Here is a 26693-nt window from a genome sequence, read left to right on the forward strand (position 1 = left end):
GCGATTGAACCGGCACATCACCGCTTAACCGCAACCGCCCTGCTATCAGTCCGCCAGGAGGCTCTGCCAGCGGGCCACCTGCGCGCGCACCTGGGCGGGTGCGGTGCCGCCATAAGACATGCGCGAGTTTACCGAGTTTTCGACGCCAAGCACAGTGAAGATGTCCTCGGTGATGCCTGCGTGCACGCCCTGCATATCCGCGAGCGCGAGGTCCGGCAGGTCGCAGCCGCGCTTTTCGGCCATCGCCACCAAGGTGCCGGTCACGTGGTGCGCATCGCGGAACGGCACCTTCAGCACCCTAACCAGCCAGTCGGCCAGGTCTGTGGCGGTGGAGAAGCCGGAACCCGCGGCCGCCGCCAGGCTCTCGCGGTTGCCGGTCATGTCCTTCACCATGCCTTCCATCGCCGCCAGCGCCAGCATCCAGTTGTCGGCAGCGTCAAAGACCTGTTCCTTGTCTTCCTGCATGTCCTTGGAATAGGTGAGCGGCAGCCCCTTCATCACCATCATCAGCGCGGTGTTGGCGCCAAAAATCCGGCCCACCTTGGCGCGGATCAGCTCAGCCGCGTCCGGGTTCTTCTTCTGCGGCATGATCGACGAGCCGGTGGAGAAGCGGTCGGAGAGCGTCACGAAACGGAACTGGGCAGAAGACCAGATCACCAGCTCCTCGGCAAAGCGGGAGAGGTGCATGGCGCTGATCGAGGCGCAGGACAGGAACTCCAGCGCGAAATCGCGGTCAGAGACGGCATCGAGCGAATTTGCCGCCGGGCGGTCAAAGCCCAGCGCCTTGGCGGTCATTTCCCGGTCAATCGGGAAGGAGGTCCCGGCCAGCGCTGCCGCGCCCAGCGGCGATTCGTTCATCCGCGCGCGGGCGTCGCGCACGCGGCTGAGGTCGCGGCCGAACATCTCGACATAGGCCATCATGTGGTGGCCCCAGGTCACCGGCTGCGCGGTCTGCAGATGGGTAAAGCCCGGCATCACCCAATCGGCACCAGCCTCCGCCTGCGACAGAAGCGCGCGGATCAGCGCCAAGAGGCCGCTTTCGGCGGCGTCCAGCTGGTCGCGCACCCAGAGTTTAAAGTCGGTTGCCACCTGGTCGTTGCGGCTCCGGCCCGTGTGCAGGCGGCCCGCAGGCTCACCGATGATCTCTTTCAGGCGGGCCTCCACGTTCATATGGATGTCTTCCAGTGCGGTGGAATACTGGAAGGTTCCGCCCTCGATCTCTGACAATACGGTGAGCAGCCCTTCCCGAATGGCCTCGGCATCATTATCCGTAATGACACCTGTCGCGGCCAGCATCGCCGCATGGGCCCTGGAGCCGGCAATGTCCTGCGCTGCCATCCGCTTGTCGAACCCGATCGAGGCATTGATCGCCTCCATGATCGCGTCCGGGCCAGCGGCAAAGCGGCCGCCCCACATCTGGTTCGAGGATTGATCTGTCATGGTGTGGAACCCCGGAGATAATATGCGTCTGTTTCGTCAGCTAACCCTTTATATGGCCCTTGCCCTCGGTGCAAATGCCGCCTTTGCCGCGGACCCCGCAGCCCTTTCCGAGCTCCGCGAAGGTGACATGCGCCGTCTGATCCTCCACCCGGAAGCAAAACCGACCTCCAGCAACAGCTTTGAACTGGAAGACGGCAAGGGCAGCGCCTCGCTTGCCGATTATGAGGGTAAGGTCGTCCTGCTGAACTTCTGGGCCACCTGGTGCGCTCCCTGCCGGAAAGAAATGCCGATGCTGTCCGAACTTCAAAGTGAATTTGGCGGTGAGGATTTTGAGGTCCTGACCCTAGCCACCGGTCGCAACTCGCCCGCCGGGATTCAGAAGTTCTTTGATGAAACGGGCATCACCAATCTGCCCCGCCATCAGGATCCAAAGGGTGCGCTGGCCAAGGAAATGGCCGTGTTTGGCCTACCGATGACAATGATCCTCGATCGCGACGGCAATGAAATCGGCCGCCTGCGTGGCGATGCAGAGTGGAACTCCGACAGTGCCAAGGCAATCCTGCAAACTCTGATCGACGCAGAATGACTGATTGACGCTCATTAAGAAGACCCGCGGCCGTACCGCAGTGCAGCAGCTTTCCCGGGCGTGCGCGGGCGGTGGCCAGATAGCTGGCATCTTTCGGAGCTTGACCCAACGCCACCTTTGACAGAGCCGTCACCCTGCCGCCAATCTGAGCGGCAGGGAGGACGTGATGCCGCTGGAAATCTTGGTGGCGATGGTGCTGATCGGCATTGTTGTCATAGCTATACTGCTTCATGTCACCGGGCGGTCCGCTCCGGTTCTGATGACGCGAGACACCGCCGCCAAGGCCTGGTCTCGTCATGATCCCGATACTCAAATCCTGAACACATGGCCAAGCACTCTTGGTCAGGCGGCCCTGATTGAAACCGATCTCGGGCTTGGTCTGGTCTGGTGTTTTGGCGCCGATACCATTGCCCGGCCACTTGCCGGGGTGCGACTATTGGATCACCCCAAGGGCCTGAAGCTGCGGTTCGCCGATTTTGCTACCCCCTCCGTGGTGCTCCACCTGTCGGATGCCGAGCGAAAAGATTGGCGACGGCGCATCATGGGCGACCACAGCGCACCAATCACACCGACCGTGACAGCGCAGACAGAAGGACAGACACATGCCTGATACGATTTCGTACCCTGATGTCACCCAGTGGGCGGTCCCTTTCTTCATCGCCGCGATTCTGGCTGAGTTCCTCTGGATCGCCATCAAGGGACGTGGCGGGCGATATGAAACCCGCGACGCCGTCACATCTCTTGTTATGGGCGCCGGTAGCGTGGCGTCAGGCATTGCGCTTGGCTTCATCGCCTGGGCCTTCTTCATGCTTTTGTGGCAGATCACGCCGTTGGACCTGGGCACATCGGTCTGGGTGATCGTTCTGTGCTTCGTCCTGGACGACCTGCGCTACTACTGGGTGCATCGCTTTGGCCACCGGGTGCGCTGGGTCTGGGCCAGCCATGTCAATCATCACTCAAGCCAGCACTACAACCTCACCACCGCTCTGCGGCAGACCTGGACGGGCACATTCACCTTTATGATGGTGGTGCGCGCGCCGCTGGTTCTCTTGGGCTTCCATCCTGCCATGGTGCTGTTTGTCGGAGGCATCAATCTGGTCTACCAGTTCTGGATCCACACCGAGGCCATCGGCCGGATGCCGCGCTGGTTTGAGGCCGTGATGAACACACCCAGCCATCACCGCGCCCACCACGGCCGCAATCCGCGCTATCTTGATTGCAACTATGCTGGCGTCTTTATCATCTGGGACAAGATGTTCGGCACATTCGTACCCGAACAGGATCACGACCGCCCGGATTACGGCCTGGTTCACAACATCGGCACCTTCAACCCACTGCGTGTCGCCTTCCACGAATGGGTCAGCATCTTCAAGGATGCGACCCAACCCGGGCTGACGTTCCGGCAGCGGTTGCTATATGCGGTTGCCCCGCCGGGCTACAGCCATGACGGCAGCCGCGACAGCTCCGACACAATCCGCGCAAAGCATTTGCAACGTCATCCTGAGGACATCGGCAGCGCTGGCTTTGACAAGACCTGAGTGCAGCTCTCAATTTGGGTAAAATTGTCACCTTAATCCTAGCTCAACGCTTTTGCGCCAAGGTCCGGTCTGATCCATATTGATCAGACCACCCCAGCGCCAAGGGATATACCCGTGAAGAAGAAGCAAAAGGTCATGGCCGACATGCCAGAAGGCGGCGATAACCCGCTGACCTCTGCGGTTGTATCGCGTGATCGGTCGACTCTCGACATGGTCAGCGACGCGATTCGCCACAACCAGACGATGCTTGCCTATCAGCCCATCATACAGGCTATGCCGCCACAGGGGGTTGCGTTTTACGAGGGGTATATCCGGGTTCTCGATTCAACGGGTCGCGTGATACCTGCGCGCGAATTCATGCCGCTGGTCGAGGATAAGGAAACCGGGCGTGAACTGGACTGTCTTGCCCTCGAACATGGCCTGAAGGCACTTGCCCGCAGCCCCAATATCCGCCTTTCCGTCAATATGTCCGCGCGCTCGATCGGCTATCAGCGCTGGATGCGTGTCCTGGAGAAACATCTGAAGAAAGATGCCGCCGCAGGCGAAAGGCTGGTGCTGGAAATCACTGAGGCCTCTGCCATGGCTGCGCCCGAGTTGGTCATCGACTTCATGGACCGGATGCAGAAACACGGTATCGCCTTTGCGCTTGATAACTTCGGCGCCGGGGCAACGGCCGTCAGCTATTTCCGGCAGTTCTTCTTTGATGCGGTGAAAATTGACGGGCAGTACATCCGTAACATTCATGCCAACCATGACAATCAGGCTGTTGTCCGCGCGCTGGTAGGGATCGCCAAGCAATTCGATATGCTGGTGGTTGCGGAATCCGTCGAAAGCCCAGCTGACGCCGAGTTCCTGATCTCCATCGGTGTGGACTGCCTGCAGGGCTATTTGTTCGGCGCCCCCTCGGTCAGCCCGCCATGGCTGGAAGAGCTGCGCAGGAACAGTCGCGCATCCTGACCTCACAGCACGTTGCCTTATGGGTGAATTCGCGCATCTTTGCGCCAGATACCTGCCGCGCAACGTAAGGGCGAATTCCTGTCGGGAATGATCGCTTGGCAAACGACCGGACCTGCCTCAGAATATGTGCCATAGTATTGATTGACACAGGCTCTCCCTGTGGGACACCTTGCACGTGCTGCAATTGCAGCGAAACACACGGCCTTTAAAAAAAGGCAGGGGGATCCCGGTTGCTGCGGCTGCGAAATGCGGACTGCGCGGTTGGCCTCCCGGGACTATGAATGGCAGAGGACCCTAACTGATGACCAATGTAGTAATTGCATCCGCCGCACGCACCGCCGTCGGCAGCTTTGGTGGCGCATTCGCCAATACCCCCGCCCATGATCTTGGCGCCGCAGTGCTGGAGGCTGTAGTTGAACGTGCCGGGATAGACAAATCCGAAGTTTCCGAAACCATTCTGGGTCAGGTGCTGACGGCGGCACAGGGTCAGAATCCTGCTCGCCAGGCCCATATCAATGCCGGCCTGCCACAGGAATCGGCAGCCTGGGGGATCAATCAGGTCTGCGGTTCCGGTCTGCGTGCCGTGGCACTTGGCGCCCAGCACATCCAACTCGGTGACGCGGCCATCGTCTGTGCGGGCGGTCAGGAAAACATGACCCTCTCGCCCCATGCCGCCAATCTGCGCGCCGGGCACAAAATGGGCGATATGAGCTATATTGATACCATGATCCGCGATGGCCTTTGGGATGCCTTCAACGGCTACCACATGGGCCAGACTGCGGAGAATGTTGCCGAGAAATGGCAGATCTCCCGTGACATGCAGGATGAATTTGCCGTTGCAAGCCAGAACAAGGCCGAAGCGGCACAGAAGGCAGGCAAATTCGCCGATGAAATCGCAGCCTTCACCGTCAAGACCCGCAAGGGCGACATCATTGTGGATCAGGACGAATACATCCGCCACGGTGCCACCATCGAGGCCATGCAGAAGCTGCGCCCCGCCTTCACCAAGGACGGTTCGGTCACAGCCGCCAATGCCTCAGGCCTGAACGACGGCGCCGCGGCCACCCTGTTGATGAGTGCCGATGACGCCGAAAAGCGGGGTATCGAACCGCTGGCCCGGATCGCCTCCTATGCCACCGCAGGTCTGGACCCCTCCATCATGGGCGTTGGTCCGATCTACGCCTCGCGCAAGGCACTGGAGAAAGCCGGCTGGTCCGTGGATGACCTCGATCTGGTTGAGGCCAACGAAGCCTTCGCAGCGCAGGCCTGCGCCGTGAACAAGGACATGGGCTGGGATCCGGCAATCGTCAACGTCAACGGTGGCGCAATCGCAATTGGTCACCCGATTGGTGCCTCCGGCTGCCGCGTCCTCAATACGCTGCTGTTTGAAATGAAGCGGCGGGGTGCCAAGAAAGGCCTCGCCACGCTTTGCATCGGCGGCGGTATGGGCGTTGCCATGTGCGTGGAGCGTCCCTGAGGCGCATTATTCTGACCATATCAAGGGCGCCCGATTGGCGCCCTTTTCTATATGGAGCGCATTTTACGATAGCTTTGTCGAAGAGAGCGACGCAGCGTCGCACTCCGTATCGGCTCCAGCGCCCGAATTCACGGAGTAATATAATTGCGCAATCAAAAACAAAATAGTAGCAAGATTACCAAGTCAAATAACGGAGGACTTTTCCATGGCACGTAACGCACTCGTCACCGGCGGCTCTCGCGGCATCGGCGCTGCAATCTCACAGGCGTTGAAAGCGGAAGGCTATACTGTGGCGGCGACCTATGCCGGTAATGATGAGGCAGCGGCGAAGTTTACCGATGAAACCGGCATCAAGACGTACAAGTGGGACGTAGCCAGCTACGAAGACAGCGCCGCTGGCATCGCCAAGGTTGAAGCGGATATCGGCCCGATCGATATCGTCGTCGCCAATGCAGGCATCACCCGCGATGCTCCGTTCCACAAGATGACACCGGAGCAATGGCAGCAGGTGATCGACACCAACCTCACTGGTGTCTTCAACACCGTGCACCCGATCTGGCCCGGCATGCGCGAACGCAAGTTCGGCCGTGTGATCGTGATCTCCTCGATCAATGGTCAGAAAGGGCAGTTCGCTCAGGTAAACTATGCCGCGACCAAAGCAGGCGACCTCGGCATCGTGAAATCTCTGGCCCAGGAAGGGGCGCGGGCGGGCATCACCGCCAACGCGATCTGCCCAGGCTATATTGCGACCGAGATGGTGATGGCCGTTCCTGAGAAGGTCCGCGAGTCGATCATTGGCCAGATCCCAGCTGGCCGCCTGGGTGAGCCGGAAGAGATTGCTCGCTGCGTGACCTTCCTCGCATCAGAGGACTCGGGCTTTATCAACGGCTCCACCATTTCGGCCAATGGCGCGCAGTTCTTCGTGTAAGACCGCACCAAGCACACATGGCAAGGGCCGGTCCACTGGGCCGGCCCTTTTCCAATCCCGTAAGGACATGCGCGCTATGCCCAGCGGGAAACCCCAGCACGCAGCCGCGTGGCGCGACGCGGTGCAAATATACGCGCCCACAGCGCACGTACGACCTGGCCGCGCTCCTCATGTGCGCGTTGCAGGGCGAGTTTTACGGTAGCACTGGCAGAATATTCCATCGTTTCGGCCTCCATTCAGATCAGTGTTGCTAACTTGACCTAGATATGCACCTTTTCGTGACAACAGACAAACGAGACTTTTCAGCACTTCACTTAAGTATTACTTATCTCATATGTCTGATCGCCTGCCACCACTGACCGCCCTGCGCGCCTTTGAAGCCGCCGCCCGCCATATGTCCTTTGCCCGTGCGGCACAGGAGTTGAACGTGACCCCGGCAGCGCTGTCATTTCAGATCAAATCCCTGGAAGAGCATTTGGGAACACCGGTATTCCGCCGCCTGAACCGCGCCGTCGAGCTGACGGAAGCAGGGGCTGCCCTGGCGCCCGGGACGTCTGATGGGTTTCAGGCACTGACGGCAGCCTGGCGCGCGGCAATCCGGCTACAGGACGATGGGGTCCTGACGGTCACGGCCGGCCCTGCCTTTACCGCGAAATGGCTGGCGCCGCGCTTTTACGAGTTTGCGCGCGCCCACCCTGAAATCGACCTTCGGTTCTCGGCCAGCCTGCGCCGTGTCGATCTGATGCGCGACGACGTTGATGTGGCGATCCGTTTTGGCTACGGCCCATACCCAGACGTCTATTCAATGCCGCTGCCTGTGGAGTGGGTGATGCCGGTCATGACACCTGATATCGCGCAGCGTTACCCCACCGTCGCCGCGCTGAAAGACGCGCCGCTAATCCACGACGATTCACTGAACTTTATGTCACCGCAGCTCGACTGGACCGCCTGGTTCAAGTTGATGGGTGAGGAGTTCAACCCCACCCATGGCGCCCGCTTCAGCAACGCCGACCACGCGGTGGATGCCGCTTTGGCAGGGGCCGGGGTGGTTTTAGGGCGGCGCGCGCTGGTGGTAAAGGATCTTGCCGAAGGGCGTCTGGTTGCCCCCTTCAAAACGGCGCTAACCGGCAAGGCCCGATTTAGTTTCCTCTGTCAGAAAGGCGCTGAAACGCGCCCGCAGATCGTGGCATTCCGCGACTGGATCCTGGCCGAAATCGAAAAGACCGCCGCTGTGTCAGATGGGCTGAAAATCGTGTCGGTAGACAGTCTCACATGACCAGGAACCGCGCAACGGCGACCGGCTTTGTCGCGGTATTGCTTTGGTCGCTACTGGCTGTTCTCACCGTTGGCACTGCGCCGACCCCACCGCTCCTGTTGAACGCCTTGTGTTTCACAATCGGCGGCTCATTGGGCCTCATATGGTGTTGGCGCAGTGGTGGCCTCACGGCACTGCGACAAGTGTCATGGCGGGTCTATCTCTTCGGCAGCCTCGGTCTCTTTGGCTATCATGCGCTTTACTTCTCCGCGCTGAGGATGGCCCCCGCAGCCGAAGCAGGGCTCATTGCCTATCTCTGGCCATTGCTGATTGTGCTGTTGTCCGGCCTGCTGCCAGGGGAAACACTGCGCGCGGGGCATTTGCTGGGGGCCCTCCTCGGCTTCGCCGGTGCTGCAACGATCATCACCGGTGGCGGAGCCGAGTTTGATGCCGCGGCACTGCCCGGCTATGGGCTTGCGCTACTCTGCGCACTGACGTGGTCGGGATATTCCGTGCTTGCGCGACGCCTGGGGACAGCCCCCACCAGCACGGTTGCCGTATTCTGCCTGATCACTGCAGCAGCATCCTGGGGCCTTCATTTCGCGCTGGAAGAAAGCCATTGGCCCATCGGCATCAGCGGTTGGGGAGCGACAGTCGCGCTGGGTTTGGGGCCGGTCGGCCTTGCGTTCTATGTCTGGGACATCGGAGTGAAACAGGGTGACATCCAACTGCTCGGCACCAGCTCTTATGCAGCACCTTTGCTTTCAACACTGATCCTTGTTGTTGCAGGAATTGCGCCTGCGTCATGGACGCTGGCGATTGCAGCCTGCCTGATAACAGGCGGGGCGCTGCTGGCCGCGCGGGCCAATGCGACGCCCTGAAGCATCCATCTACCGGCGCATCCCTTCCCAAGGGCCGCAACAGAAAATCCCGCGCCAGACGCAGAAACAAGAAGGGGTCACCAGCCGTGCTGATGACCCCTAACAACCAATCGGTTCTGCCTCAGGCACCGCAGCGACGGGACTGCGGTCACCTCAGATCAGACCACTCTCTCAGACGGCAAGTTCCTCCGTCGAGAGACGTTTAATTTCTTCTTTGAGTTTCAGTTTCTGTTTCTTCATCGACGCGATACGCAGCCCGTCGGTCGCGGGTGAGCGTTGGGCGTGTTCGACTTCCATGCTCAGATGCTCGTGCTTCTTCTTTAGTTCGGTCAGATGCGAGCTGAGGCTCATGTCATTCCTCCTTCTTTGAGCGTGTTGCGTACAAAGTGAGTGGAACACAAGATTATTGCTCTGTCACGCTGCAGAAGCATATATTTTGTCATGAAACCGTCATTTCGGCATGTCCTCGCCGAATGAGAGCCGATTCTCCGCGAGTCTCCCGCAAATATCAGCTTGGCCAGGGCAACCCATGGCCATCACGAAGAACAGCCCGGATCTCCGCCTGGTAGTTTTCGGCGTCACGCAAATGTGCTTCACCGTTGTGCAGGATCAGCGGCGCATGCAGCCTGAACCCTGCACGGCCACCCTTGCGCGCCCGCAGCAGAACCAATTCGGCGCCACGACCGACACGGGCGGCCAATGGCAACACCTCAAGTGAGCCCAGACGTCCAAAACAGGCCCCAAGCATTTCCGGCAGGCGATCGGCCCGCTGGATCATGTGCAGATATCCCTTATGGGTGAGGCGTCGCGCTGCGGTATCGAACCAGACGGTCAACTCCGTCGCCCCGCCGAGTGCAATCTGCCGCCCCACGTCCTGCGCCGGACTGTGCGCACCGGCGCGATAATAGGGCGGGTTGGCGATGACATGGTCAAACTGGATCTGGCGCAGATCCACCGGCAGTGCTGCCAGATCAGCCTCGACGATCGTGATATCGACTGCGTTCAGCGCGGCATTGCGTCGCGCCAGATCGGCATAATCGGCCTGAAGCTCGACCCCGGTCAGGTCCAGATCCGGGACCCGTGCAGCCAGACATAACAGAGCCGGACCGCCTCCGCAGCCCAGCTCCAGCACCCGATCACCAGGCTGTGCGGGAACGGCTGCGGCCAGCAGGACAGGGTCGACCCCGGCGCGATACCCCTGCTTTGGTTGCAACAACTGTACCCGCCCACCCAGAAACGCGTCCTGGCTAAGAGCGCTGTCCTCAAATCCCGACATCAGCGCAGCGGAATATCATTGTCACGCATCACGCGCTCGGCAGCGGCATGATCATCGCTGCGCACCATCAATCTGCGCGGGAATATCCCGATACCACCTTCAAGGATGCTCATATTTACGTCCATTTGAAAGCAGTCTATATCCTCACCCTCAAGAAGGGCGGTGGCAAAGGCCATGACAGTTGGGTCGGTGCTGCGCAAAAGTTCCTTCATAGGGATGGATCTAAGGGCAAGGGCTGCGCCTTGTCGAGCCTTGCAAGCGGGAAAACGATGAATCAAATCCTGACGCAAAAGCCGCATGACATGCTGGCCGCGACACTCAGCGACGAAATGGCAGCGGTCAATACGCTGATCCAGACACGCATGGCCTCGAAACATGCGCCGCGCATTCCCGAGGTGACGGCCCATCTTGTCGAGGCCGGCGGCAAGCGTTTGCGCCCGATGCTGACCCTCGCGGCAGCGCGCCTATGTGGCTACAGCGGTGAAAACCACGTGAAACTGGCAGCAACCGTTGAATTCATTCACACCGCCACCCTGCTGCATGATGACGTGGTTGACGAAAGCGGACAGCGCCGCGGTCGTCCGACAGCCAATCTCTTGTGGGACAACAAAAGCTCGGTTCTAGTCGGCGACTATCTCTTTGCGCGCAGTTTCCAGTTGATGGTGGAAACCGGCTCTCTGCGGGTGCTCGATATCTTGGCCAACGCCTCGGCGACCATTGCCGAGGGTGAAGTTCTGCAAATGACTGCGGCCAGCGATCTTGCCACCGATGAGGCCGTGTACCTGCAGGTTGTGCGCGGCAAGACAGCAGCGCTGTTCTCCGCCGCAACTCAGGCCGGTGGCGTCGTCGCCGGCGCACCCGAAGCGCAGGTAAACGCGCTGTTTGCCTATGGCGATGCGCTTGGTATCGCCTTCCAGATTGCCGACGATCTATTGGATTACCAGGGTGATAGCTCCGCGACGGGAAAAAACGTCGGCGATGATTTCCGCGAACGCAAGCTGACCCTGCCGGTGATCAAGGCCGTTGCACAGGCCACCGCAGAAGAGCGCGCCTTCTGGGTTCGCACCATTGAAAAGGGACGTCAGGATGAGGGCGACCTCGACCATGCGCTGTCCCTGATGGACAAATACGACACGTTGGCCGCGACCCGCCGCGATGCGATGCAATGGGTTTCCAAGGCACAGGACGCCTTGACATCCCTGCCAGAGGATCCGATCCGCCAGATGCTGCATGATCTGGCCGACTATGTTGTCGCCCGCCTTGCCTAGGCCTAAAGAATAACCGGATTAACGCCTGGGAGGCCCGCACCGCTGCGCAGGCTTTTTTGGCTGTGCGCCGGTCATGCCAGCAACCGGCCCGCGCGCACCCACCAGTCAGGATGTGCCGCCCGCAAGGTGGCAGCCGCCGCCTCTGCCGTCGCCTCGTCGGCAAATAACGCGTAGCAGGTCGCACCTGACCCCGACATCGCGTGAAACAGCGGGGCCAAACCCGACAGCGCGTCGAGAACCGCTCCGATCAGAGGCTCGAGCATAATTGCCGCCCCCTGCAGATCGTTGCGCTGACCCGAAAGCCAGGCCGCCAGCTCCTCTGCGCTCTGCCAAACGGGTAGCCTGTCGGGCATCGGTGGGTTGTCACGTTTCTCCATCGCGCGAAAAATCGCGGGCGTGGCGACTGACACCCCCGGATTTGCCAGAACAATCGCGCAGTCAGGCAAGGCTGGCAGCCGCTCCAGCTGCTCACCGATACCACGCATCCGCTGGGCGCCCGGCTCCATGCAAACCGGCAGATCCGCTCCCAGGGGGAGAACCTCTGCAACTCCGGGAAGAGGTACCTGCCACAGCTCGCACAGGACCCGCAACGTCGCCGCCGCATCGGAGGACCCGCCCCCGATGCCAGAGGCCGGTGGCAGCTGCTTATCCAACCTCAGCTCCGCCCCCCGCTCGACCTCTAACAGCTCAGCCGCTTTCATCATCAGGTTGGAGCTGTCGGTCGGTACACCCCTTGCCATCGCGCCCCCCACCCGCAGGCTCAGGGTGTCGGCAGATACAGCCGTGATCCGGTCCCCGATGTCAGCAAAGACCACAAGCGAATCCAGCAGATGATAGCCATCTGTGCGCTGGCCGGTCACATGCAGGGTCAGATTGATCTTGGCCGGGGCAAATCCCTCAACCGTCATGTGCCACGTTCAACGGCGCCGCACCCTCTTCGGCAAGAACGGCATCAAGCCCGCTTTCCAGCTTGCGGCGAATGCGCTCAGGGTCGGCTTCACTGTCGGTATCTTCGGGGTCGATGAACGACAGCGCGCGCTTCCACTGGAACTCAGCTTCCCGCGCCCGCCCGACAGCCCAGTAAACATCCCCGAGGTGGTCGTTGACCACAGGGTCGACCGGCATTAATTCAACCGCGGTTTCCATATGGCCAACCGCCTCTTCATAGCGACCCAGCCGATAGAGTACCCAGCCGAGGCTGTCGACGATATAGCCCGCGTCAGGGCGCGCGGCGACAGCGCGTTCGATCATCGACAGCGCCTCGTCCAGTTTGATCTGCTTCTCCACCAGAGAATAGCCGAGATAATTCAGAACCTGCGGCTGATCAGGGCGAATTTCGAGTGCGGCGCGGAAATCCGCCTCTGCCTGCTCCCAATTTTTCAGCCGCTCGTGGCAGATGCCACGGGCATACAGCAGGAACCAACGTCCCTCCACGCTTTCATCCATCAGCCCTAGCGCGGTGTCATAGGCAGCGACGGCGCCGCTGTAGTCCTCCTGCTGCCGCAACAGATCACCCAGATTAGTATGGACCGGTGCCTCTTTCGGGAAATCACGCGCCAGCTGCTGCAGGACCTCGGCGGCCGCATCAGGTTTGGCGGCGCGACGCAATGCTTCGGCGCGTCCCAGTTCTGCGGCGTGGTAATCCGGATGCTCGCGCGGCACCTGCTTGTAAAGCTCGATCGACAGGGCGTAGCGGCCCAGCTGGTCAAAGAGCTCCGCAGCCAGCAACAATGCGTCCACGTGATCTTCGCGCAAGGCAGCTGCGACACGGGCATACATCAGCACATAGTCATCGGCCATTTCACCATTCAGGGCAGCCCCCATGGTGAAGAACACTTCGGCAATGCCCTGTGTCGGCGTGGCCGCCAGCGTATAGGGAAGGGTTTCGCCGTCCTTCAGCCGTGCGGACAGCGCTGCAAGCCCCGGATCCAGCTGCCCATTGAAGGCGTCGGACAGCACATCGAGCGCCTGTTCATTGCGCCCCAGCTGCGACAGAATCTCAAGCCGCGCGATCACCGCCCGACGCGAGGTATTGGTCAGCTGGCCCTCCTCGGCAGCAAACAGGGCCTCCGCCCCCTCGTAATCCCCGACAGAGGCCAGCGCCAGCGCCCGGTGATAGCGCGCGAAAAGGCCAAGCCCCTCTTTTTCACCCAAGACGTCAAACTGTGTCAGCGCATCGGACACTGAACCGGCGCCCAGATGTGCCCAGCCCAACAGCAAGCCATCCACCAGGGCATTGATCTCATACTGCCCCTCTTGCTGAGAGGTCACGCGTTCGATGATGGTCTGATAGTCCTCGGTCAGGACCAGGTTGGCAGTGGTAACGATATTGGCGACCTGACTGCGCGCGCCCATCTCCGACAGGCGGGTCGCGACCGGCGCGGCCCCTTTGATATCACCCAGCGCAAGCCGGGAAAACACGACATGCTCCATGAGCAGCGGGTTCTTCGGGTCGCGCACCAGCGCGCGGTTGTAATAATCCGCGGAGGCGCGGAAATCACTATCCAGGGTAGCAGCCCGTGCCGCCAGATACGCACCCGCCAGCCCATCTGCACGCACCGCATCGGCCTGCACCAGTATCGGCAGGGTGGTCGCCACGGCAAGAGCCGCTGCGCTTGTCAGGCTGCGAAAGAATGGGACGGGCACGGGGGGCCTCCTCGTTGGTGACTGGTCAAATACTGCCTCGCCACAAAGCGTAGAACGCCGCCCCTTAACACGCAATGGGGCAGCCCGCAGGCTGCCCCAATTATTCCGGCAAATACCTGCCGAAACCGATCACATATTCGGGTAGTTCGGCCCGTCACCGCCCTGCGGCGTGGTCCAGGTGATATTCTGGCTCGGATCCTTGATGTCACAGGTCTTGCAGTGGACGCAGTTCTGGAAGTTGATCACGAACTCCGGCTTGCCGTCCTTCTCCACCACCTCATAGACACCCGCAGGGCAATAGCGCTGCGCAGGCTCCGCGAACTTTGGCAGGTTGACGCTGATCGGCGTGTCCAGATTGCCCAGACGCAGGTGACAGGGCTGGCTCTCTTCGTGGTTGGTCGCCGCAAAGGCAACGTTGGTCAGGCGGTCAAACGACAGCACACCATCGGGTTTGGGATAGTCGATGGGTTTGTGCTTGGAGGCTTCCTCGGTTGCCTCTGCGTCATTTTTACCGTGACCCAAAGTGCCAAACAGCGAAAAGCCCAACGTATTGGTCCACATATCCAGACCACCCAGCATCAGCGAGGCGGTGAGGCCCCACTTCGACCACATCGGTTTGACGTTGCGCACTTTCTTCAGGTCGGCACCGATCGCGCCGTCGCGGACACTGACCTCATAGTCGGCAAGTTCGTCGCCCGAACGCTCAGCCTTGATCGCGTCATAGGCGGCTTCGGCGGCTGCCTTGCCCGACAGCATGGCGTTGTGGTTGCCCTTGATGCGCGGCACGTTGACCATGCCAGCCGAGCAACCCAAGAGCGCCACGCCGGGGGCGACCAGCTTCGGCATCGACTGATAGCCACCTTCGGTGATCGCACGGGCGCCATAGGCCACGCGCTTACCGCCTTTCAGCAGCTCAGCCACCATCGGATGGTGCTTGAAGCGCTGGAATTCCATGTAGGGGTACAGATGCGGGTTCTTGTAGTTCAGGTGAACCACGAAACCGACGTAAACCTGATTGTTGTCGAGGTGATAGATAAAGGATCCGCCACCCGCGTTGGACCCCAGCGGCCAGCCCATGGTGTGGGTGACAGAGCCCTCTTTGTGCTTGGCAGGATCAATTTCCCAGATCTCTTTCATGCCAACGCCGTATTTCTGCGGCTCCTTGCCGTCAGACAGGCCATATTTGGCAATCACTTCTTTGGAAAGCGAGCCGCGCACACCTTCGGAGAGGAAGACATATTTGCCGTGCAGTTCCATCCCCGGCTCGGTGTTCGGACCATAGGTACCGTCGGATTCCAGACCAAAGACACCGGCAACCACGCCTTTGACCTCACCATTGTCACCATAGACCAATTCGGAACAGGCCATACCCGGGAAGATCTCGACGCCCAGCTCTTCTGCCTGCTCAGCCATCCAGCGGCAGACATTGCCCATCGAGACAATGTAGTTGCCATGGTTGTTCATCAGCGGCGGCATCGGGAAGTTCGGGATGCGGATCTGCCCCGCATCACCCAGCATGTAGAAATTGTCGTCCTTGACCGGAACGTTCAGTGGCGCGCCTTTTTCTTTCCAGTCGGGAATCAGTGCATCCAGCCCGCAGGGGTCCAGCACCGCGCCGGACAGGATATGCGCACCCACTTCAGAGCCTTTTTCCAGCACCACGACCTGCAGGTCGCTGTCCAGCTGTTTCAAACGGATCGCCGCAGACAGACCAGCCGGGCCTGCCCCAACGATCACAACGTCGTATTCCATTGCTTCGCGTTCAATCTCGGCCATCGAAGGCTCCTTAGGCTATGGCTCAGGACCAGCCCGTGCAGGCTGTGCGTCCTTGGCGCAATTTTCTTTCGCGGTTGCTTAGCGGGTGCCAGAGGCTCTGGTCAATCCAAACTCTACGTTACGATGATCTAGAACCCTCAATTGCGACAAATGGTGCGTCAAATATCGTCATTTGGCGCGCTGTTCCCGTCTTTGGCCAGATCCGCTGGCCGGTCCCCCATCAGATAGCGCGGCCCCTGCCCCTTGGAAGCGGCAGCATCATCCGGATTGTACAACTTGCAATTGGGCAGCGACAGGCAGCCACAGCCGATGCAGCCATCCAGATTGTCACGAAGCCGCTCCAGCGTTTCGATTCGGGCGTTCAGGTGCTCGCGGAACTGCGATGAAAGCCGCGTCCAGTCAGCCTTGGTCGGGGTGCGCCCACCCGGCAGGCTCTTCAGAAACCCCTGGATCTCAGGCAGGGAAAACCCAAACCTCTGCGCGATCATCACAAAACTCAGCCGCCGCAGGTCCGCCCGGTGGAACCGCCGTTGTCCTCCCGCATTCCGCCAGGGCTCAACCAGACCCTGCGACTCATAATAGCGGATAGCAGACACGGCGAGCCCGGTTCGCTCCGCAAGATATCCGATCGACACGCCAGCTGACTTTGCCATAACCCCTCCATCATTCTGATAAACAACTGAAAAATAATAGGTTTACAGATTCACCTTCAAGGTAAAGAAAAACCTTGATCTAAAGTTAGGTTGAGAAGTTAGCCTACAGGTAATCGATCCAAAATGACAAGCATCGGAGCCTGATATGACTGTACGTCTTGAACATGCAAACATCACCGTTTCTTCCCCTGAAGCCACCGCCGCCTGGATGCAGGATGTGTTCGGCTGGCGCATTCGCTGGCAGGGTGAGGCTATCAACGGCGGCTACAGCCTGCATATCGGTGGTTCTGACAGTTATCTTGCGCTCTACTGCCCCCCGGAACCGCTGGCCAAAGCCCCGATCAGCTACGGCATCACCGGAGGGCTCAATCACATTGCCGTCGTCGTTGATGATCTGAGCACGGTCGAGACCCGTGTTCGGGATGCCGGCTTCACCCCAGGTGAGCATCACGACTACGAGCCGGGTCGCAGGTTCTACTTCCGCGACCGCGACAATATCGAATTCGAGGTGGTTCAATATGATGCTTGATCTGCTCTGGCACACCAGCCGCCCGCGCGCGATCCTGCCTCCGCGCCTCATCACGCCTGACGCCGAACGCTCGAAGCGGCAACCTGTGATACAGCCATGCTTCGGGCGGGAAGAAACCCTGCTCGGGTACAGCCGTCTGCTAAAGCTGCTGCGGCAACTGGATCCGCGCCCGCGGGTGCCCCGCCACAGCATCACCGGCAAGACGTCCTCCACGGCGCAGGTTCGCTGACCTTACTCCGTAACGGCAGGACTGCGAGGCGCCGACCCGTCGTCCCGCCTGTCAGTGACGCGTTTGCCGCCACACCGCGCCCGGACAGGCGCAAAGCGGACAGGCGTAAAAAAGCGGAGTTTTCCGCCTGTTGGCATGAAATCGCTGTGGACAGCCCCTGCCGCCCTCTTGCATTCGGCGGCAGGATTGGGTCAGGTAAATGAGACATAACCGGTTTGTCCCGCTGTCAGTCTGGCAGTGGGACAAACCGGTTTTCCTATAGACGCGAACCGCCACGGCCGGTGGCCAAACCTGACACGATATCTGGACACAGACATGGAAAAGATCCCGATGACCCCCGCGGGTCACGCCGCCCTAGAAGCTGAATTGAAGACCCTGAAGTCGGTCGAACGCCCGGCCATCATCAAGGCCATTGCCGAAGCCCGCGAACTCGGCGATCTTTCGGAAAACGCCGAATATCATTCCGCGCGCGAAAAACAGTCCTTCATCGAAGGCCGCATCAAAGAGCTGGAGGGCATCCTGTCGCTCGCCGATGTGATCAACCCGGCAAAACTGTCCGGCGCGATCAAATTCGGCGCCAAGGTCACCGTCGTCGACGAAGACACCGATGAGGAAAAGACCTGGCAGATCGTCGGCGAGCATGAGGCCAATATCGAAGCTGGCCTTCTGAACATCAAATCCCCGATCGCCCGCGCTCTGATTGGCAAGGAAGAAGGCGACAGCGTCGAGGTCCGCACCCCAGGCGGCGACCGCGCCTATGAAATCCTCAAGATCGTCTTTTCCTGATACGCATTACCGGCTCGGCGCCAGTCACCGGCGCCCCGCCATGTCCATCTCGCCGCCGCGCCATGCGGCATATGCCAACCTCTCTCGCCACCCTCTGTTTCGAGCAACAGTATGACCCGCACCAGTTCCACCGCTGCAAAGCCGCCCACCAGCGCCCTCGACGCGCCGCCGGAACGACCGGTCTTTGGCCTGATCGAGGCTGCGGCGCTTGCGTTGAGCGCGTTGTGGCTGCTCGTGGTTGTCGCAGTTTTCGTGCTGGGTGGTACGCCTGACGCGACGCCTGCGGCGGGATGGTCGGATATCCTGCTGCGGATCGTCGCTGTGGTCCTGCCTGTCCTCCTGATCTGGGTCGGTGCTATCGCCCTGCGATCCGCCCAGGTGATGCGGGATGAATCGCAGCGCCTGCACGCTGCCATCGACGGAATGCGCAACGCCTATATCGCCCATGCGCAGCAGGCGGCTTCGGTCTCCGAACCCTCCGTCACACGCAAGTTGGACGAGATTGCCGCCGCGACCCGCAAGACGGAAACCGCCCTCGCGACATTTCACACCAGCCGCCGTGATCGACCCATGCCGGGCATATCCACCACCGTGGGGACGGACGGCGACGCGACCGATCAGGGACTGCTGGCGCTTGGCACGCCCGCCGAGGATTTTGCAGCCCCGCTGCCTGCTCCGCAATTGATCCGGGCCCTGAATTTTCCTGAAACCGCCGAAGACGAGGAAGGCTTTGCCGCCCTGCGCCTTGCCTTGCGGGACCGCAAAGCCGCCCAGATCATTCAGGCCGCGCAGGATGTGCTCACCCTGCTCAGTCAGGATGGCATCTACATGGATGACCTGCGCCCCGATATGGCCCGACCAGAGATCTGGCGACAGTTCGCCCAGGGCACACGCGGTCGCGCCGTTGCCGCATTGGGCGGCGTGAGGGATCGCAGCTCACTTGCCCTGACAAATGCGCGGATGAAACAGGATCCGATCTTTCGCGATGCCGCACATCATTTCCTGCGCCGCTTTGACCAGATGCTGGCGGAATTTGAACAAGAGGCCAGCGACGCCGAGATATCATCGCTTGGCGAAACCCGCACCGCCCGCGCCTTCATGCTGCTGGGGCGGGTCGCTGGCACCTTTGACTGACGGTTTCCGACCGCGCTCCGGTTACATGCCAAAACTGGCGTAGGGAATAAAACGGACGGGATCCCCCGGCTGAATCACCGCAGCGCCATCCGCCAGTTCCACCAGACCTTCGGCCCAACTCAGCGAACTGACACGGCCCGACCCTTCTGATTTGAAGACCTCGACCTGACCGTTGCGTACACGGGCGCGCAAATATTCTCGCCGTCCCGGCTTTTTGCGTTTCTCAAAGGCGGCTGGCAAATCAAACCCCTGCGGCTCAGCCCAGCTTGCGCCCGCCATCAGCCCCATCGCAGGGCGGGCAAAGATCAACGTGCAGACCATCGCGGCCACCGGATTGCCCGGCAGACCGAACACCGGCGTTCCCTGCCAAACCCCCAGCGCCAGCGGTCGGCCCGGTTTCAGGGCAATCCGCCATTGCTGCATGGCCCCGCTTTCGCGCAGCAGCGCCGACATATGATCCTCATCCCCGGCAGAGGCACCACCACTTGTCAGGATCACATCCACCGCCTCAGCCGCAGCGTCCAGGCGACGTCGCAGAGCGGCGCGATCGTCGGCAGCTTTGCCCAGATCCACAGCGTCGAACCCCATCTTTGCCAGCAGCGCGAGCAGCATCGGGCGATTGGCATCGTAAATCTGCCCTGCCGCAGCCGTCTCACCCGGCTCGATCAGTTCATCTCCCGTCGACAGCACACCCACCCTCAGCATTTGCCGCACCGGTAGCTCAGACAATCCCGTGGCGGAGGCCAGCGCCAGATCCGCCGGGGTCACCACGCGACCCTTGGTTAGGATCCGATCGCCGACGGCGGCATCTTCGCCAGCCCGGCGAGTATTGGCGCCCAGTTTAAGTGGTCCGTGAAAAGCAATCTGCGCACCATCGCAGGTTACGTCCTCTTCAAGAATGACGGTATCAACCCCCCTAGGCAACGCCGCCCCTGTCAGAATGCGGATGGCCTGCCCCGGAGCAACCGCGCCTTCATGGGCCAGCCCCGCCGCCGCACGTCCCTCGCTCAGCGGCATGACCTGCGGCCCCTCTCCGGCGGCACCCGCAAACCCGTAGCCATCCACGGCCGTGTTCGCCTGCGGCGGGTTGCTGCGCGCGGCAAAAACATCCTCAGCCAGAACCCGCCCCAAAGCCTGCCCCAATGGCAGAACCTCTGCCGCCGTCACTGCCGTGAGATTTCGCCGTAAGTGATCCAGCGCGTCATCCACCGGTGTCCAATCGACGCCTGCTGGAAGAGCAAAGCAATCATTACGCAGGGGTGGCGGGGCAAGGCTCATATCTGGTCCACTCCCAGGATCCAGCCCTCTTCGGGCGCTGTGACGGTCAATAACTGGTCCAACTCTGCCATGTGCAGGCCCGACAATTCTAGGGACACCTTATGCACCTGCCAGGCATCCTTGATCCAGTGATCCGGCGCGGGGCCTGCCAGAAGGGTCGGCCAGATCTCCACCAGAGCCACCGGCGTGTCCAGGGATTCAAACGGCCAGACAGCGACCTGCCCGGCAAAACGCTTTCGCAGGCGTGACAGAACCGGCAGGCCCATCATCACCTGGCTGCCCACGGCACCTGCCCCGGCCATCTGCCAGCAGGTAAAGCTGCCCTTGGCCCGATGCTCAACCGCGCGGCGGTCCGGGAACGGGTTGCGATAGCGGTCCTTGCGACGCGGCAAACCGTCGATGTCGCGGGCTAGCCCATTGGCCCAGAATGGCCCTTGCCCACCAAAGCGGCGATTGATCGCCCCCGCCAGATCAAAGCGGTTGTTAGACTTTGGCGCATCCTCAATATGTGTCTCAAACCAGTCCCACAGGCCAAGAGGATCATCCGAACCCGTGATTGCATCGCAAAACCCCGCCGGATAGCCAAAGGGGAAATCAAACCCAAGCATAAGGCGGCGCCCGGCGGCCAGTTCTGCCTCGACCAGCTCGGTGAGCCACAGCTCCGCCAGCTGCCGATTGCGCAGATATACCGGTTCATCCGCTGATTCATCGCGGCTGACGCTGGCCCAGATGGAATCCTTGCAGGGGCTTGGCCCGCGGTCGTTGCCGCCAGACCAATCCACCATGGCAAAGCTCTGCCATCCGCTCAAAGGGAAATCTCCCCGGCGATGAAATCGGCAATCGCCACCGTGTCGTCCAGATCGAAAACCGGCCTGTCCAGATGCAGCGGAATGTCACTGGCAACGGCACGAATGGACCGGTCCTCAGGCGCGATGAGCGGCTGGCCCGCCGCTGTGCGATAGGCCTCGATCTTCGGATGCACCTCGCGTTTGAACCCCTCGACCAGCACCAGATCCACAGGCCGCAGACGGGCCAGCAGCTCGGTAAAGCTGGGTTCGGCCATGCCACGCAGCTCCTGCATGATCGCCACCCGATTGGGCGAGGCAAGGATCACCTCGGCGGCACCCGCCATCCGGTGGCGATGGCTGTCAGTACCGGGTTGATCCACATCAGTGCTGTGGTGGGCATGTTTCAAGGTCGACACGGTAAGACCCCGTCTGCAGAACTCAGCCACCAACCGCTCCATCAGCCCGGTCTTGCCACAGTTCTTCCAGCCGGTGACGCCATATATTTTCATCGCAGCAAGGCCTCTGCCCGGGCCAAGTCCTCAGGCGTATTGACGTTGAAAAACGGATCAAACGGATCCGCCTCAAACAGGGCCTCCTGGCCGCCGTGACGGTCTGTCCACAAAACCACCTTGCGCAGGCCGCCCTCCAGCGCAGCGCGCAGGTCATCGCGCAGGGCAACAGGCCAAAGACCAAAGGTCGGATGCCGGTTCACCCGGCCGCCGCCACCGGATTTCAGATGTTCCTCGCCGGACTTTGGCGTTGTCGCCAGCACCAGCGGATATTGCTGCCCGGCGGCGCTCTCCTTTAGCCGCTGAACCAGATCCTTGGGGAAGAACGGCGTGTCGGCAGCCACCGTGACAATGCTCTCGACTCCCTGCGCTGCCGCCCAGTCCAACCCGGCAAGCACCCCCGCCAGAGGACCTGCGAAGCCGTCGATACTGTCGGCGATCACCGGCAACGCAAGATCGGCAAAGCGCGCAGGATCACCATTGGCATTCAGCGCGATACGCTCGACCTGCGGCGACAGACGGTCGATCACATGGGAAATCAGACTGCGTCCCCCAATCCGCAAGCGTCCCTTGTCACCGCCACCCATCCTTGTGGCCAACCCGCCAGCAAGGATGATGCCCAATGGTTTGCTTTGTCTCACGACATCTCCTCTCTGCGCCTGATGCCACATCGTCTGCGGACCATATCGCGGGCGGTCTGCGCCTAGTGGTCCGCACTCTTGCGCCGATGCGCTTTTGCCTCAACCGGCACCTTTGCCGGATCCACATCCCGGATCAGCCGATCCTCTCCCGACAGGCAGATAAACCGCTGCCCCCGCATCCGCCCGATCAAAGTGAGACCCAGCTCCTGTGCGATCTCCACCCCCCATGCGGTAAAGCCGGATCTAGACACCAGCACCGGAATCCCCATCATCGCGGTTTTGATCACCATCTCCGAGGTGAGCCGCCCGGTGGTATAGAGGATTTTGTCGGAGACCTCCGCGCCGGTGCTCTGGATCCAGCCGGCGATCTTGTCCACCGCATTGTGCCGCCCCACGTCCTCCATATAGACCAATGGGCGATCTTCTTGGCACAGAACCGTGCCATGAATGGCGCCAGCCTCAAGATAGAGCGAGGGGGTGCGGTTGATCTTATGCGCCAACGCATAAAGCCAGGAGCTGCGCACCGCTGTCTGCGGCAAGCTCACCCCTTCCAGCCCCTCCATCATGTCACCAAACACAGTGCCCACCGCACAGCCTGACGTGCGGGTCTTCTTTTGCAGCTTGTCTTCGTATGAGGTCTCAACAGCTGTCCTTACGACCACGGTATCCAGCTCTTCATCATAATCGATGGCGGTGACCTCATCACCAGGATTCAACATCCCCTGATTGCGCAGAAACCCCAGCGCCAGATATTCGGGGTAATCGCCAATGGTCATGGCGGTGACGATTTCCTGACGGTTGAGGTAAATCGTCAGCGGTCGTTCCTCCACGACAGAGATCTCCGTCGCGGTCCCCGTGTGATCAAACCCCTGAACCACCCGTGTCAGCCGTGCATCGTTCGGCGCAGGTGCAATCACATATTCAGCCAGTATCGACGCCAGGTCGGAGCTGTTCTCAACCATCATCAATTGCAAACCTCCGCCAGCAGGCCTATGCCGTTTCAGCAATAACCTAGGACCTGATCATGGCAATCACCACCACGAAATCGGCCTTTTGGAAGGGGTTTCGCGACGGCGCGCCTTTCCTTCTGGTCTCGGGACCATTTGGGCTGCTGTTTGGCGTTCTTGCTGCCGAAGCGGGACTGATTGTCCCTGAGGCCATGATCTTCTCCCTGTCGGTCTTTGCCGGTTCGGCCCAGTTTACAGCGCTGCAGCTGATGCAAGAGAACACGCCGGTTCTGATCATCCTGATTTCAGCGCTTGCGGTGAACCTGCGGGTGGCGATGTATTCGGCATCTCTGACGCCGTACCTTGGCGGCGCTCCGTTGTGGCAACGCGCCTGTGCGGCCTATCTCACCGTCGACCAATCCTATGCGCTCTCGATCGTCCAGTTCGAAACCCATCCGCAGATGACCCTATCACAGCGCATGGCCTATTTCTTCGGCACAAATGGCTGCGTTGCCCCCGGTTGGATGCTCGCAACCTATATCGGGGCGTTGGTCGGCACCCAGATCCCGGCCAGCTGGGGCCTCGACTTTGTCCTGCCGCTGGCGTTCCTGGCCATGATCGGCCCAATGCTGCGCACACCGGCCCATGTCATTGCCTGTTTCGCCGCTGTCGCCACCGCGCTGCCGGCCACCGCGCTGCCGTACAATCTTGGCCTGATTGTTGCCGGTCTTATCGGCATGATGGCTGGCGCCCAGGCCGAGCTCTGGCTGGAGCGCCGCAGCATTGCAAAGGATCCGTCATGACCCAGCCCCCCGATCCGACGTTGCTATGGACGATCATCATCGGCCTTGCCATTGGCAGCTTCGCCCTGCGCTTTGCCTTTATCGGGCTGATGGGCGGCAGGACCATGCCCGTTTGGCTGATGCGCCATCTGCGCTATACTGCGGTGGCGATCATTCCTGCGCTGGTGGCGCCGCTGGTGGTCTGGCCGACGCCGACCGGTGGCACCCCCAGCCTGCCCCATCTCGCCGTCGCCGCGGCGGTCTTCGCGCTCGGGTACTGGACACGCAATGTCCTGATCGCCATGGGCAGCGGCGCTGTTGGCTTCCTGCTGCTCTTTCTGTTGGCAGGCTGATTCATCCACACGAACAGACAAAAGCCGCAGACGATGCTGCGGCTTTTCCCATCTATAGCTCTGCCTGAACGCGGCAGCATCACCCGCCTGCGTTCAACGCCGCATTGTTCTTTGCCAGCCCCTCTTGCAAGTCTGCGCTGTCGTTTTCACGGTAGCGTTCGGTCGTCACCCCCGGCAAGGCGCCAAATTGTTCCGAGAGATTGCCAGGGTAGAAAGTCACATCCAGCGTCTCAAACCCAGGTACCTGCTTCAGGATCGAGGCCGTGGCATTGGCACAGAACGCGCCCGGAACCCGACCGTTTGCCCGTACCAGCTGATAGGCGCGCTGCGCCTGCTCGGGCGTCACTTCGATCCGCTGCACCACCACATGATGGGTGCTGCGCGCATGTGATCCGCGATAGGCTTTCTCCACCCCCGGCGTGATGCCAAAGAGCACATCATCCCGCTCCGGCACCACATCGGCATAGAATGACCCGGCAGGATCAAAGATCACCCGTTCCGAGGCATTGATCATCAGCGAGGTATGCGCGCCCTGCCCGGTACGATTGTTGATCATCGTATAAAGCGTCAGCGCAGGCGGACCATTATGCCGATAGGCAACCCGTTCCAGCGTGGCGTCATCCGCGTTGGGCTGCTGCTGGGCGGCACAGGCCGAGAGCAGCGCCACACCGGCGCACACAAGCGCAAGCCTTAGCCCGCTCGCAAGGTGCCGGGCGCCACAACGCCCGCTCAGATCAGAACCATTCACGAGGGTGATCAGGTTGCAAAAATCGCGAGGAACACTGCAAAGAGCAGCGCTGCGATGCAGAACCGTGTCGTGAACTTGATGAAGCCGTTGTAGGTCTTTTCCTGAACGGTGATATCCATCGAACCGTGCTTATGGTCAGCCATGTGTCCATTCCTATTCGCGTCTGTTTTCCGCTGAATACTGGATTTCACAGACCCTGTCACCACGTCAATCGGGCGCAGCCAGGGCAAATCACCGGGCAATTCACCGGCCAAACACCGCTTGGCAGTGACCATAGCCGTAGCCCCAGCGCCAGCTCAGCCCGCTGCAAGGCGCGCCACCGAATCGCACCGCAGCATACATGGCGGTTGCGACCGGTGCGGCGATGGCCGCTGTTGGGGACTCGCGGCTGCTGAGTTGCGTCTCTACACAGCGGCGCAGAGCCTGATCCGCGGCCAGTCTTGCCTGCTGGCTGGCGGTGGCCAGATCTTCGTCGCGACCATCAAGGATTCGGCCAGATGATCCGATCCCGTCGGCATCGTGATAGAGCAGGTCATGAGCCACGCAACAGGCCTCAAACGGCGGACCGTCGGCTGTCTCTTCCCTGCCACTGAACTGGCGCCAGATCGCAGACAACCCACCGCTACAGCCATCGGTGGCAAAGGGGGCTGGCCTGCCATCTGCTGCCGCGACCTCCTGCATGAGGCCGCGATGAGCTGCACGCTCCAACATTGCCCAATAGCCCGCCGCAACCGCGTCTTCGGCGGCCGCAACGCTGCTGAACGCGCCGAACAGAAGTGTGGTAACACCCCCAGCGCAACAGGCTGCCCGGACGTCAGGTCTCAGCCGGATCACTCTCAAGGTCGGACACCAAACGAAAACCGATCCGATTGGCAGGTGCCGCCTCATTCCGCTTCGGCAGGGCCCGCAACATCACATTGAGCTGGCTGACGTGTTGGACCAGCTGCGTGCGCGCGCCGCTGGAATCGCTGCCGTAATAGGTGATGATATCGGGGTCGAAGTAGCCCATACCCTCGATCCGCATCACACCGGCATCGCCGCCGGCAAACCCCATCGCGACCTCATGCTCGCTATCCAGCTGCTCCTCGAAGTTCTTGATATAAAGGATCAACCGTTCATAGGCCCAGCGTGCGGCGCTTTTCTCGGCAACGGATTTTTGCAACGGCATCTGCACTTTTTCGATACCGGTGCAGGCGTCGGGATCCGCGTGGACCTCGTGAACGCAGGGCAGAACGGCCGCCTCTGCTGCCTCGGCGCTGGTTGCGATCTCATCGGTCATGATCTCTCC

The 26693-nt window shown here is 60.9% G+C and carries 32 protein-coding genes; 15 read left to right on the forward strand and 17 right to left on the reverse strand.

The window, feature by feature from the left end; translation table 11 throughout:
• Positions 1-45 precede the first annotated feature (45 nt).
• Entirely contained in the window at positions 46-1440 is a 1395-nt protein-coding gene (gene argH, locus VWY60_RS13580; RefSeq protein WP_340544276.1) for an argininosuccinate lyase, read from the reverse strand.
• A gap of 22 nt (positions 1441-1462) precedes the next feature.
• On the opposite strand from argH, the gene VWY60_RS13585 reads away from it, so the two are divergent.
• The 8 genes from VWY60_RS13585 to VWY60_RS13620 all read left to right on the forward strand — a co-directional run bounded on the left by VWY60_RS13585 (position 1463) and on the right by VWY60_RS13620 (position 9062).
• On the forward strand, positions 1463-2026 hold the full coding sequence (locus VWY60_RS13585; protein WP_416540724.1) for a TlpA disulfide reductase family protein: 564 nt from the start codon (positions 1463-1465) through the stop codon (positions 2024-2026).
• Positions 2027-2192: 166 nt separating this feature from the next.
• Positions 2193-2636 carry a hypothetical protein gene (locus VWY60_RS13590; RefSeq protein ID WP_340544272.1) on the forward strand — a complete coding sequence of 148 codons (444 nt, stop codon included), beginning with the start codon at positions 2193-2195 and terminating at the stop codon, positions 2634-2636.
• On the forward strand, positions 2629-3564 hold the full coding sequence (locus VWY60_RS13595; protein ID WP_416540725.1) for a sterol desaturase family protein: 936 nt from the start codon (positions 2629-2631) through the stop codon (positions 3562-3564). Before VWY60_RS13590 ends, VWY60_RS13595 begins: the two co-directional genes overlap by 8 nt.
• A 135-nt stretch (positions 3565-3699) precedes the next feature.
• Positions 3700-4521, forward strand: a complete 822-nt coding sequence (locus VWY60_RS13600) for an EAL domain-containing protein (protein WP_416537323.1) — start codon at positions 3700-3702, stop codon at positions 4519-4521.
• 301 nt (positions 4522-4822) lie between these two features.
• Positions 4823-5998: an acetyl-CoA C-acetyltransferase gene (locus VWY60_RS13605; protein ID WP_340544269.1), complete on the forward strand. Its 1176-nt coding sequence runs from the start codon at positions 4823-4825 to the stop codon at positions 5996-5998.
• Between the two features lie 205 nt (positions 5999-6203).
• Entirely contained in the window at positions 6204-6926 is a 723-nt protein-coding gene (gene phbB, locus VWY60_RS13610) for an acetoacetyl-CoA reductase (protein WP_340544268.1), read from the forward strand.
• Positions 6927-7260: 334 nt separating this feature from the next.
• On the forward strand, positions 7261-8202 hold the full coding sequence (locus VWY60_RS13615) for a transcriptional regulator GcvA (protein WP_416540726.1): 942 nt from the start codon (positions 7261-7263) through the stop codon (positions 8200-8202).
• Positions 8199-9062, forward strand: a complete 864-nt coding sequence (locus VWY60_RS13620) for a DMT family transporter (RefSeq protein WP_416536433.1) — start codon at positions 8199-8201, stop codon at positions 9060-9062. The genes VWY60_RS13615 and VWY60_RS13620 overlap by 4 nt, the downstream gene beginning before the upstream one ends.
• A gap of 171 nt (positions 9063-9233) precedes the next feature.
• Here the strand turns inward: VWY60_RS13620 and VWY60_RS13625 are convergent, their stop codons facing one another.
• The 3 genes from VWY60_RS13625 to VWY60_RS13635 all read right to left on the reverse strand — a co-directional run bounded on the left by VWY60_RS13625 (position 9234) and on the right by VWY60_RS13635 (position 10550).
• A complete protein-coding gene (locus VWY60_RS13625; protein WP_340544264.1) occupies positions 9234-9413 on the reverse strand; it encodes a YdcH family protein in 180 nt (59 codons plus the stop codon).
• 157 nt (positions 9414-9570) lie between these two features.
• On the reverse strand, positions 9571-10338 hold the full coding sequence (locus VWY60_RS13630) for a tRNA1(Val) (adenine(37)-N6)-methyltransferase (protein ID WP_416537178.1): 768 nt from the start codon (positions 10336-10338) through the stop codon (positions 9571-9573).
• Complete coding sequence (locus tag VWY60_RS13635) at positions 10338-10550, reverse strand: DUF2007 domain-containing protein (RefSeq protein WP_340544262.1); 213 nt, start codon at positions 10548-10550, stop codon at positions 10338-10340. The genes VWY60_RS13630 and VWY60_RS13635 overlap by 1 nt, the downstream gene beginning before the upstream one ends.
• Positions 10551-10607: 57 nt before the next feature.
• Between VWY60_RS13635 and VWY60_RS13640 the strand changes: the two genes are divergently transcribed.
• Entirely contained in the window at positions 10608-11606 is a 999-nt protein-coding gene (locus tag VWY60_RS13640; protein ID WP_416540727.1) for a polyprenyl synthetase family protein, read from the forward strand.
• A gap of 71 nt (positions 11607-11677) precedes the next feature.
• Here the strand turns inward: VWY60_RS13640 and VWY60_RS13645 are convergent, their stop codons facing one another.
• From VWY60_RS13645 to soxR, 4 genes are all read right to left on the reverse strand, one after another.
• Complete coding sequence (locus tag VWY60_RS13645) at positions 11678-12514, reverse strand: 4-(cytidine 5'-diphospho)-2-C-methyl-D-erythritol kinase (RefSeq protein WP_416540728.1); 837 nt, start codon at positions 12512-12514, stop codon at positions 11678-11680.
• On the reverse strand, positions 12504-14252 hold the full coding sequence (locus VWY60_RS13650) for a tetratricopeptide repeat protein (protein ID WP_416540729.1): 1749 nt from the start codon (positions 14250-14252) through the stop codon (positions 12504-12506). The genes VWY60_RS13645 and VWY60_RS13650 overlap by 11 nt, the downstream gene beginning before the upstream one ends.
• A 129-nt stretch (positions 14253-14381) precedes the next feature.
• Positions 14382-16028 carry a 4Fe-4S dicluster domain-containing protein gene (locus VWY60_RS13655; protein ID WP_416540730.1) on the reverse strand — a complete coding sequence of 549 codons (1647 nt, stop codon included), beginning with the start codon at positions 16026-16028 and terminating at the stop codon, positions 14382-14384.
• Between the two features lie 158 nt (positions 16029-16186).
• The gene (gene soxR / locus VWY60_RS13660) at positions 16187-16681 is read right to left on the reverse strand and encodes a redox-sensitive transcriptional activator SoxR (RefSeq protein WP_416540731.1); all 495 of its coding nucleotides are present in this window, start codon (positions 16679-16681) and stop codon (positions 16187-16189) included.
• A gap of 145 nt (positions 16682-16826) precedes the next feature.
• On the opposite strand from soxR, the gene VWY60_RS13665 reads away from it, so the two are divergent.
• The 4 genes from VWY60_RS13665 (at position 16827) to VWY60_RS13680 (ending at position 19359) form a co-directional block, all read left to right on the forward strand.
• Complete coding sequence (locus VWY60_RS13665; RefSeq protein WP_416540732.1) at positions 16827-17210, forward strand: VOC family protein; 384 nt, start codon at positions 16827-16829, stop codon at positions 17208-17210.
• Complete coding sequence (locus tag VWY60_RS13670; protein ID WP_416540733.1) at positions 17200-17439, forward strand: hypothetical protein; 240 nt, start codon at positions 17200-17202, stop codon at positions 17437-17439. The genes VWY60_RS13665 and VWY60_RS13670 overlap by 11 nt, the downstream gene beginning before the upstream one ends.
• A gap of 315 nt (positions 17440-17754) precedes the next feature.
• Positions 17755-18225 carry a transcription elongation factor GreA gene (greA, locus tag VWY60_RS13675; protein WP_340544253.1) on the forward strand — a complete coding sequence of 157 codons (471 nt, stop codon included), beginning with the start codon at positions 17755-17757 and terminating at the stop codon, positions 18223-18225.
• Positions 18226-18336: 111 nt separating this feature from the next.
• On the forward strand, positions 18337-19359 hold the full coding sequence (locus tag VWY60_RS13680) for a hypothetical protein (protein WP_416540734.1): 1023 nt from the start codon (positions 18337-18339) through the stop codon (positions 19357-19359).
• A 21-nt stretch (positions 19360-19380) separates the two neighbouring features.
• On the opposite strand, the gene glp is transcribed toward VWY60_RS13680, so the two are convergent.
• From glp to VWY60_RS13705, 5 genes are all read right to left on the reverse strand, one after another.
• Positions 19381-20637, reverse strand: coding sequence for a gephyrin-like molybdotransferase Glp (glp, locus tag VWY60_RS13685; protein ID WP_416540735.1), 1257 nt, complete (start codon positions 20635-20637; stop codon positions 19381-19383).
• Complete coding sequence (locus tag VWY60_RS13690) at positions 20634-21446, reverse strand: molybdopterin guanine dinucleotide synthesis (RefSeq protein ID WP_416540736.1); 813 nt, start codon at positions 21444-21446, stop codon at positions 20634-20636. Before VWY60_RS13690 ends, glp begins: the two co-directional genes overlap by 4 nt.
• Positions 21443-21934, reverse strand: a complete 492-nt coding sequence (gene mobB, locus VWY60_RS13695; protein ID WP_340544247.1) for a molybdopterin-guanine dinucleotide biosynthesis protein B — start codon at positions 21932-21934, stop codon at positions 21443-21445. The genes VWY60_RS13690 and mobB overlap by 4 nt, the downstream gene beginning before the upstream one ends.
• Entirely contained in the window at positions 21931-22575 is a 645-nt protein-coding gene (gene mobA, locus VWY60_RS13700) for a molybdenum cofactor guanylyltransferase MobA (protein ID WP_416540737.1), read from the reverse strand. The genes mobB and mobA overlap by 4 nt, the downstream gene beginning before the upstream one ends.
• A 62-nt stretch (positions 22576-22637) precedes the next feature.
• Entirely contained in the window at positions 22638-23540 is a 903-nt protein-coding gene (locus VWY60_RS13705) for a formate dehydrogenase accessory sulfurtransferase FdhD (protein ID WP_340544245.1), read from the reverse strand.
• A gap of 59 nt (positions 23541-23599) precedes the next feature.
• On the opposite strand from VWY60_RS13705, the gene VWY60_RS13710 reads away from it, so the two are divergent.
• Positions 23600-24325, forward strand: a complete 726-nt coding sequence (locus VWY60_RS13710; RefSeq protein WP_340544243.1) for an AzlC family ABC transporter permease — start codon at positions 23600-23602, stop codon at positions 24323-24325.
• A complete protein-coding gene (locus VWY60_RS13715; RefSeq protein WP_340544242.1) occupies positions 24322-24657 on the forward strand; it encodes an AzlD domain-containing protein in 336 nt (111 codons plus the stop codon). Before VWY60_RS13710 ends, VWY60_RS13715 begins: the two co-directional genes overlap by 4 nt.
• A gap of 79 nt (positions 24658-24736) precedes the next feature.
• Here VWY60_RS13715 and VWY60_RS13720 read toward each other — a convergent pair whose 3' ends face one another.
• The 4 genes from VWY60_RS13720 to VWY60_RS13735 all read right to left on the reverse strand — a co-directional run bounded on the left by VWY60_RS13720 (position 24737) and on the right by VWY60_RS13735 (position 26684).
• Positions 24737-25405, reverse strand: coding sequence for a hypothetical protein (locus VWY60_RS13720; RefSeq protein WP_416536420.1), 669 nt, complete (start codon positions 25403-25405; stop codon positions 24737-24739).
• An 8-nt stretch (positions 25406-25413) separates the two neighbouring features.
• On the reverse strand, positions 25414-25548 hold the full coding sequence (locus VWY60_RS13725) for an aa3-type cytochrome c oxidase subunit IV (protein ID WP_340544239.1): 135 nt from the start codon (positions 25546-25548) through the stop codon (positions 25414-25416).
• 100 nt (positions 25549-25648) lie between these two features.
• Positions 25649-26116 (reverse strand): hypothetical protein, encoded by a 468-nt coding sequence (locus tag VWY60_RS13730; RefSeq protein WP_416540738.1) that lies wholly within the window; start codon positions 26114-26116, stop codon positions 25649-25651.
• 103 nt (positions 26117-26219) lie between these two features.
• Positions 26220-26684, reverse strand: a complete 465-nt coding sequence (locus VWY60_RS13735; RefSeq protein WP_340544237.1) for a DUF6173 family protein — start codon at positions 26682-26684, stop codon at positions 26220-26222.
• Between the last annotated feature and the right edge of the window lie 9 nt (positions 26685-26693).

This window comes from Phaeobacter sp. JH20_26, from assembly GCF_048056275.1.
In the GTDB taxonomy this organism is placed as follows: domain Bacteria; phylum Pseudomonadota; class Alphaproteobacteria; order Rhodobacterales; family Rhodobacteraceae; genus Phaeobacter; species Phaeobacter bryozoorum.

Coding starts and splice junctions, on each gene's coding strand:
- mobB (WP_340544247.1), bottom strand. CDS start 21,934: ATGAAAATATATGGCGTCACCGGCTGGAAGAACTGTGGCAAGACCGGG.
- VWY60_RS13655 (WP_416540730.1), bottom strand. CDS start 16,028: ATGGCCGAGATTGAACGCGAAGCAATGGAATACGACGTTGTGATCGTT.
- VWY60_RS13640 (WP_416540727.1), top strand. CDS start 10,608: ATGAATCAAATCCTGACGCAAAAGCCGCATGACATGCTGGCCGCGACA.
- VWY60_RS13585 (WP_416540724.1), top strand. CDS start 1,463: ATGCGTCTGTTTCGTCAGCTAACCCTTTATATGGCCCTTGCCCTCGGT.
- VWY60_RS13590 (WP_340544272.1), top strand. CDS start 2,193: ATGCCGCTGGAAATCTTGGTGGCGATGGTGCTGATCGGCATTGTTGTC.
- VWY60_RS13615 (WP_416540726.1), top strand. CDS start 7,261: ATGTCTGATCGCCTGCCACCACTGACCGCCCTGCGCGCCTTTGAAGCC.
- VWY60_RS13630 (WP_416537178.1), bottom strand. CDS start 10,338: ATGTCGGGATTTGAGGACAGCGCTCTTAGCCAGGACGCGTTTCTGGGT.
- glp (WP_416540735.1), bottom strand. CDS start 20,637: ATGAGCCTTGCCCCGCCACCCCTGCGTAATGATTGCTTTGCTCTTCCA.
- VWY60_RS13725 (WP_340544239.1), bottom strand. CDS start 25,548: ATGGCTGACCATAAGCACGGTTCGATGGATATCACCGTTCAGGAAAAG.
- VWY60_RS13710 (WP_340544243.1), top strand. CDS start 23,600: ATGGCAATCACCACCACGAAATCGGCCTTTTGGAAGGGGTTTCGCGAC.
- VWY60_RS13680 (WP_416540734.1), top strand. CDS start 18,337: ATGACCCGCACCAGTTCCACCGCTGCAAAGCCGCCCACCAGCGCCCTC.
- VWY60_RS13730 (WP_416540738.1), bottom strand. CDS start 26,116: ATGTTGGAGCGTGCAGCTCATCGCGGCCTCATGCAGGAGGTCGCGGCA.
- VWY60_RS13705 (WP_340544245.1), bottom strand. CDS start 23,540: ATGATGGTTGAGAACAGCTCCGACCTGGCGTCGATACTGGCTGAATAT.
- soxR (WP_416540731.1), bottom strand. CDS start 16,681: ATGGCAAAGTCAGCTGGCGTGTCGATCGGATATCTTGCGGAGCGAACC.
- VWY60_RS13595 (WP_416540725.1), top strand. CDS start 2,629: ATGCCTGATACGATTTCGTACCCTGATGTCACCCAGTGGGCGGTCCCT.
- argH (WP_340544276.1), bottom strand. CDS start 1,440: ATGACAGATCAATCCTCGAACCAGATGTGGGGCGGCCGCTTTGCCGCT.
- VWY60_RS13735 (WP_340544237.1), bottom strand. CDS start 26,684: ATGACCGATGAGATCGCAACCAGCGCCGAGGCAGCAGAGGCGGCCGTT.
- VWY60_RS13665 (WP_416540732.1), top strand. CDS start 16,827: ATGACTGTACGTCTTGAACATGCAAACATCACCGTTTCTTCCCCTGAA.
- VWY60_RS13670 (WP_416540733.1), top strand. CDS start 17,200: ATGATGCTTGATCTGCTCTGGCACACCAGCCGCCCGCGCGCGATCCTG.
- VWY60_RS13635 (WP_340544262.1), bottom strand. CDS start 10,550: ATGAAGGAACTTTTGCGCAGCACCGACCCAACTGTCATGGCCTTTGCC.
- VWY60_RS13600 (WP_416537323.1), top strand. CDS start 3,700: ATGGCCGACATGCCAGAAGGCGGCGATAACCCGCTGACCTCTGCGGTT.
- greA (WP_340544253.1), top strand. CDS start 17,755: ATGGAAAAGATCCCGATGACCCCCGCGGGTCACGCCGCCCTAGAAGCT.
- phbB (WP_340544268.1), top strand. CDS start 6,204: ATGGCACGTAACGCACTCGTCACCGGCGGCTCTCGCGGCATCGGCGCT.
- VWY60_RS13645 (WP_416540728.1), bottom strand. CDS start 12,514: ATGACGGTTGAGGGATTTGCCCCGGCCAAGATCAATCTGACCCTGCAT.
- VWY60_RS13620 (WP_416536433.1), top strand. CDS start 8,199: ATGACCAGGAACCGCGCAACGGCGACCGGCTTTGTCGCGGTATTGCTT.
- VWY60_RS13715 (WP_340544242.1), top strand. CDS start 24,322: ATGACCCAGCCCCCCGATCCGACGTTGCTATGGACGATCATCATCGGC.
- VWY60_RS13625 (WP_340544264.1), bottom strand. CDS start 9,413: ATGAGCCTCAGCTCGCATCTGACCGAACTAAAGAAGAAGCACGAGCAT.
- VWY60_RS13605 (WP_340544269.1), top strand. CDS start 4,823: ATGACCAATGTAGTAATTGCATCCGCCGCACGCACCGCCGTCGGCAGC.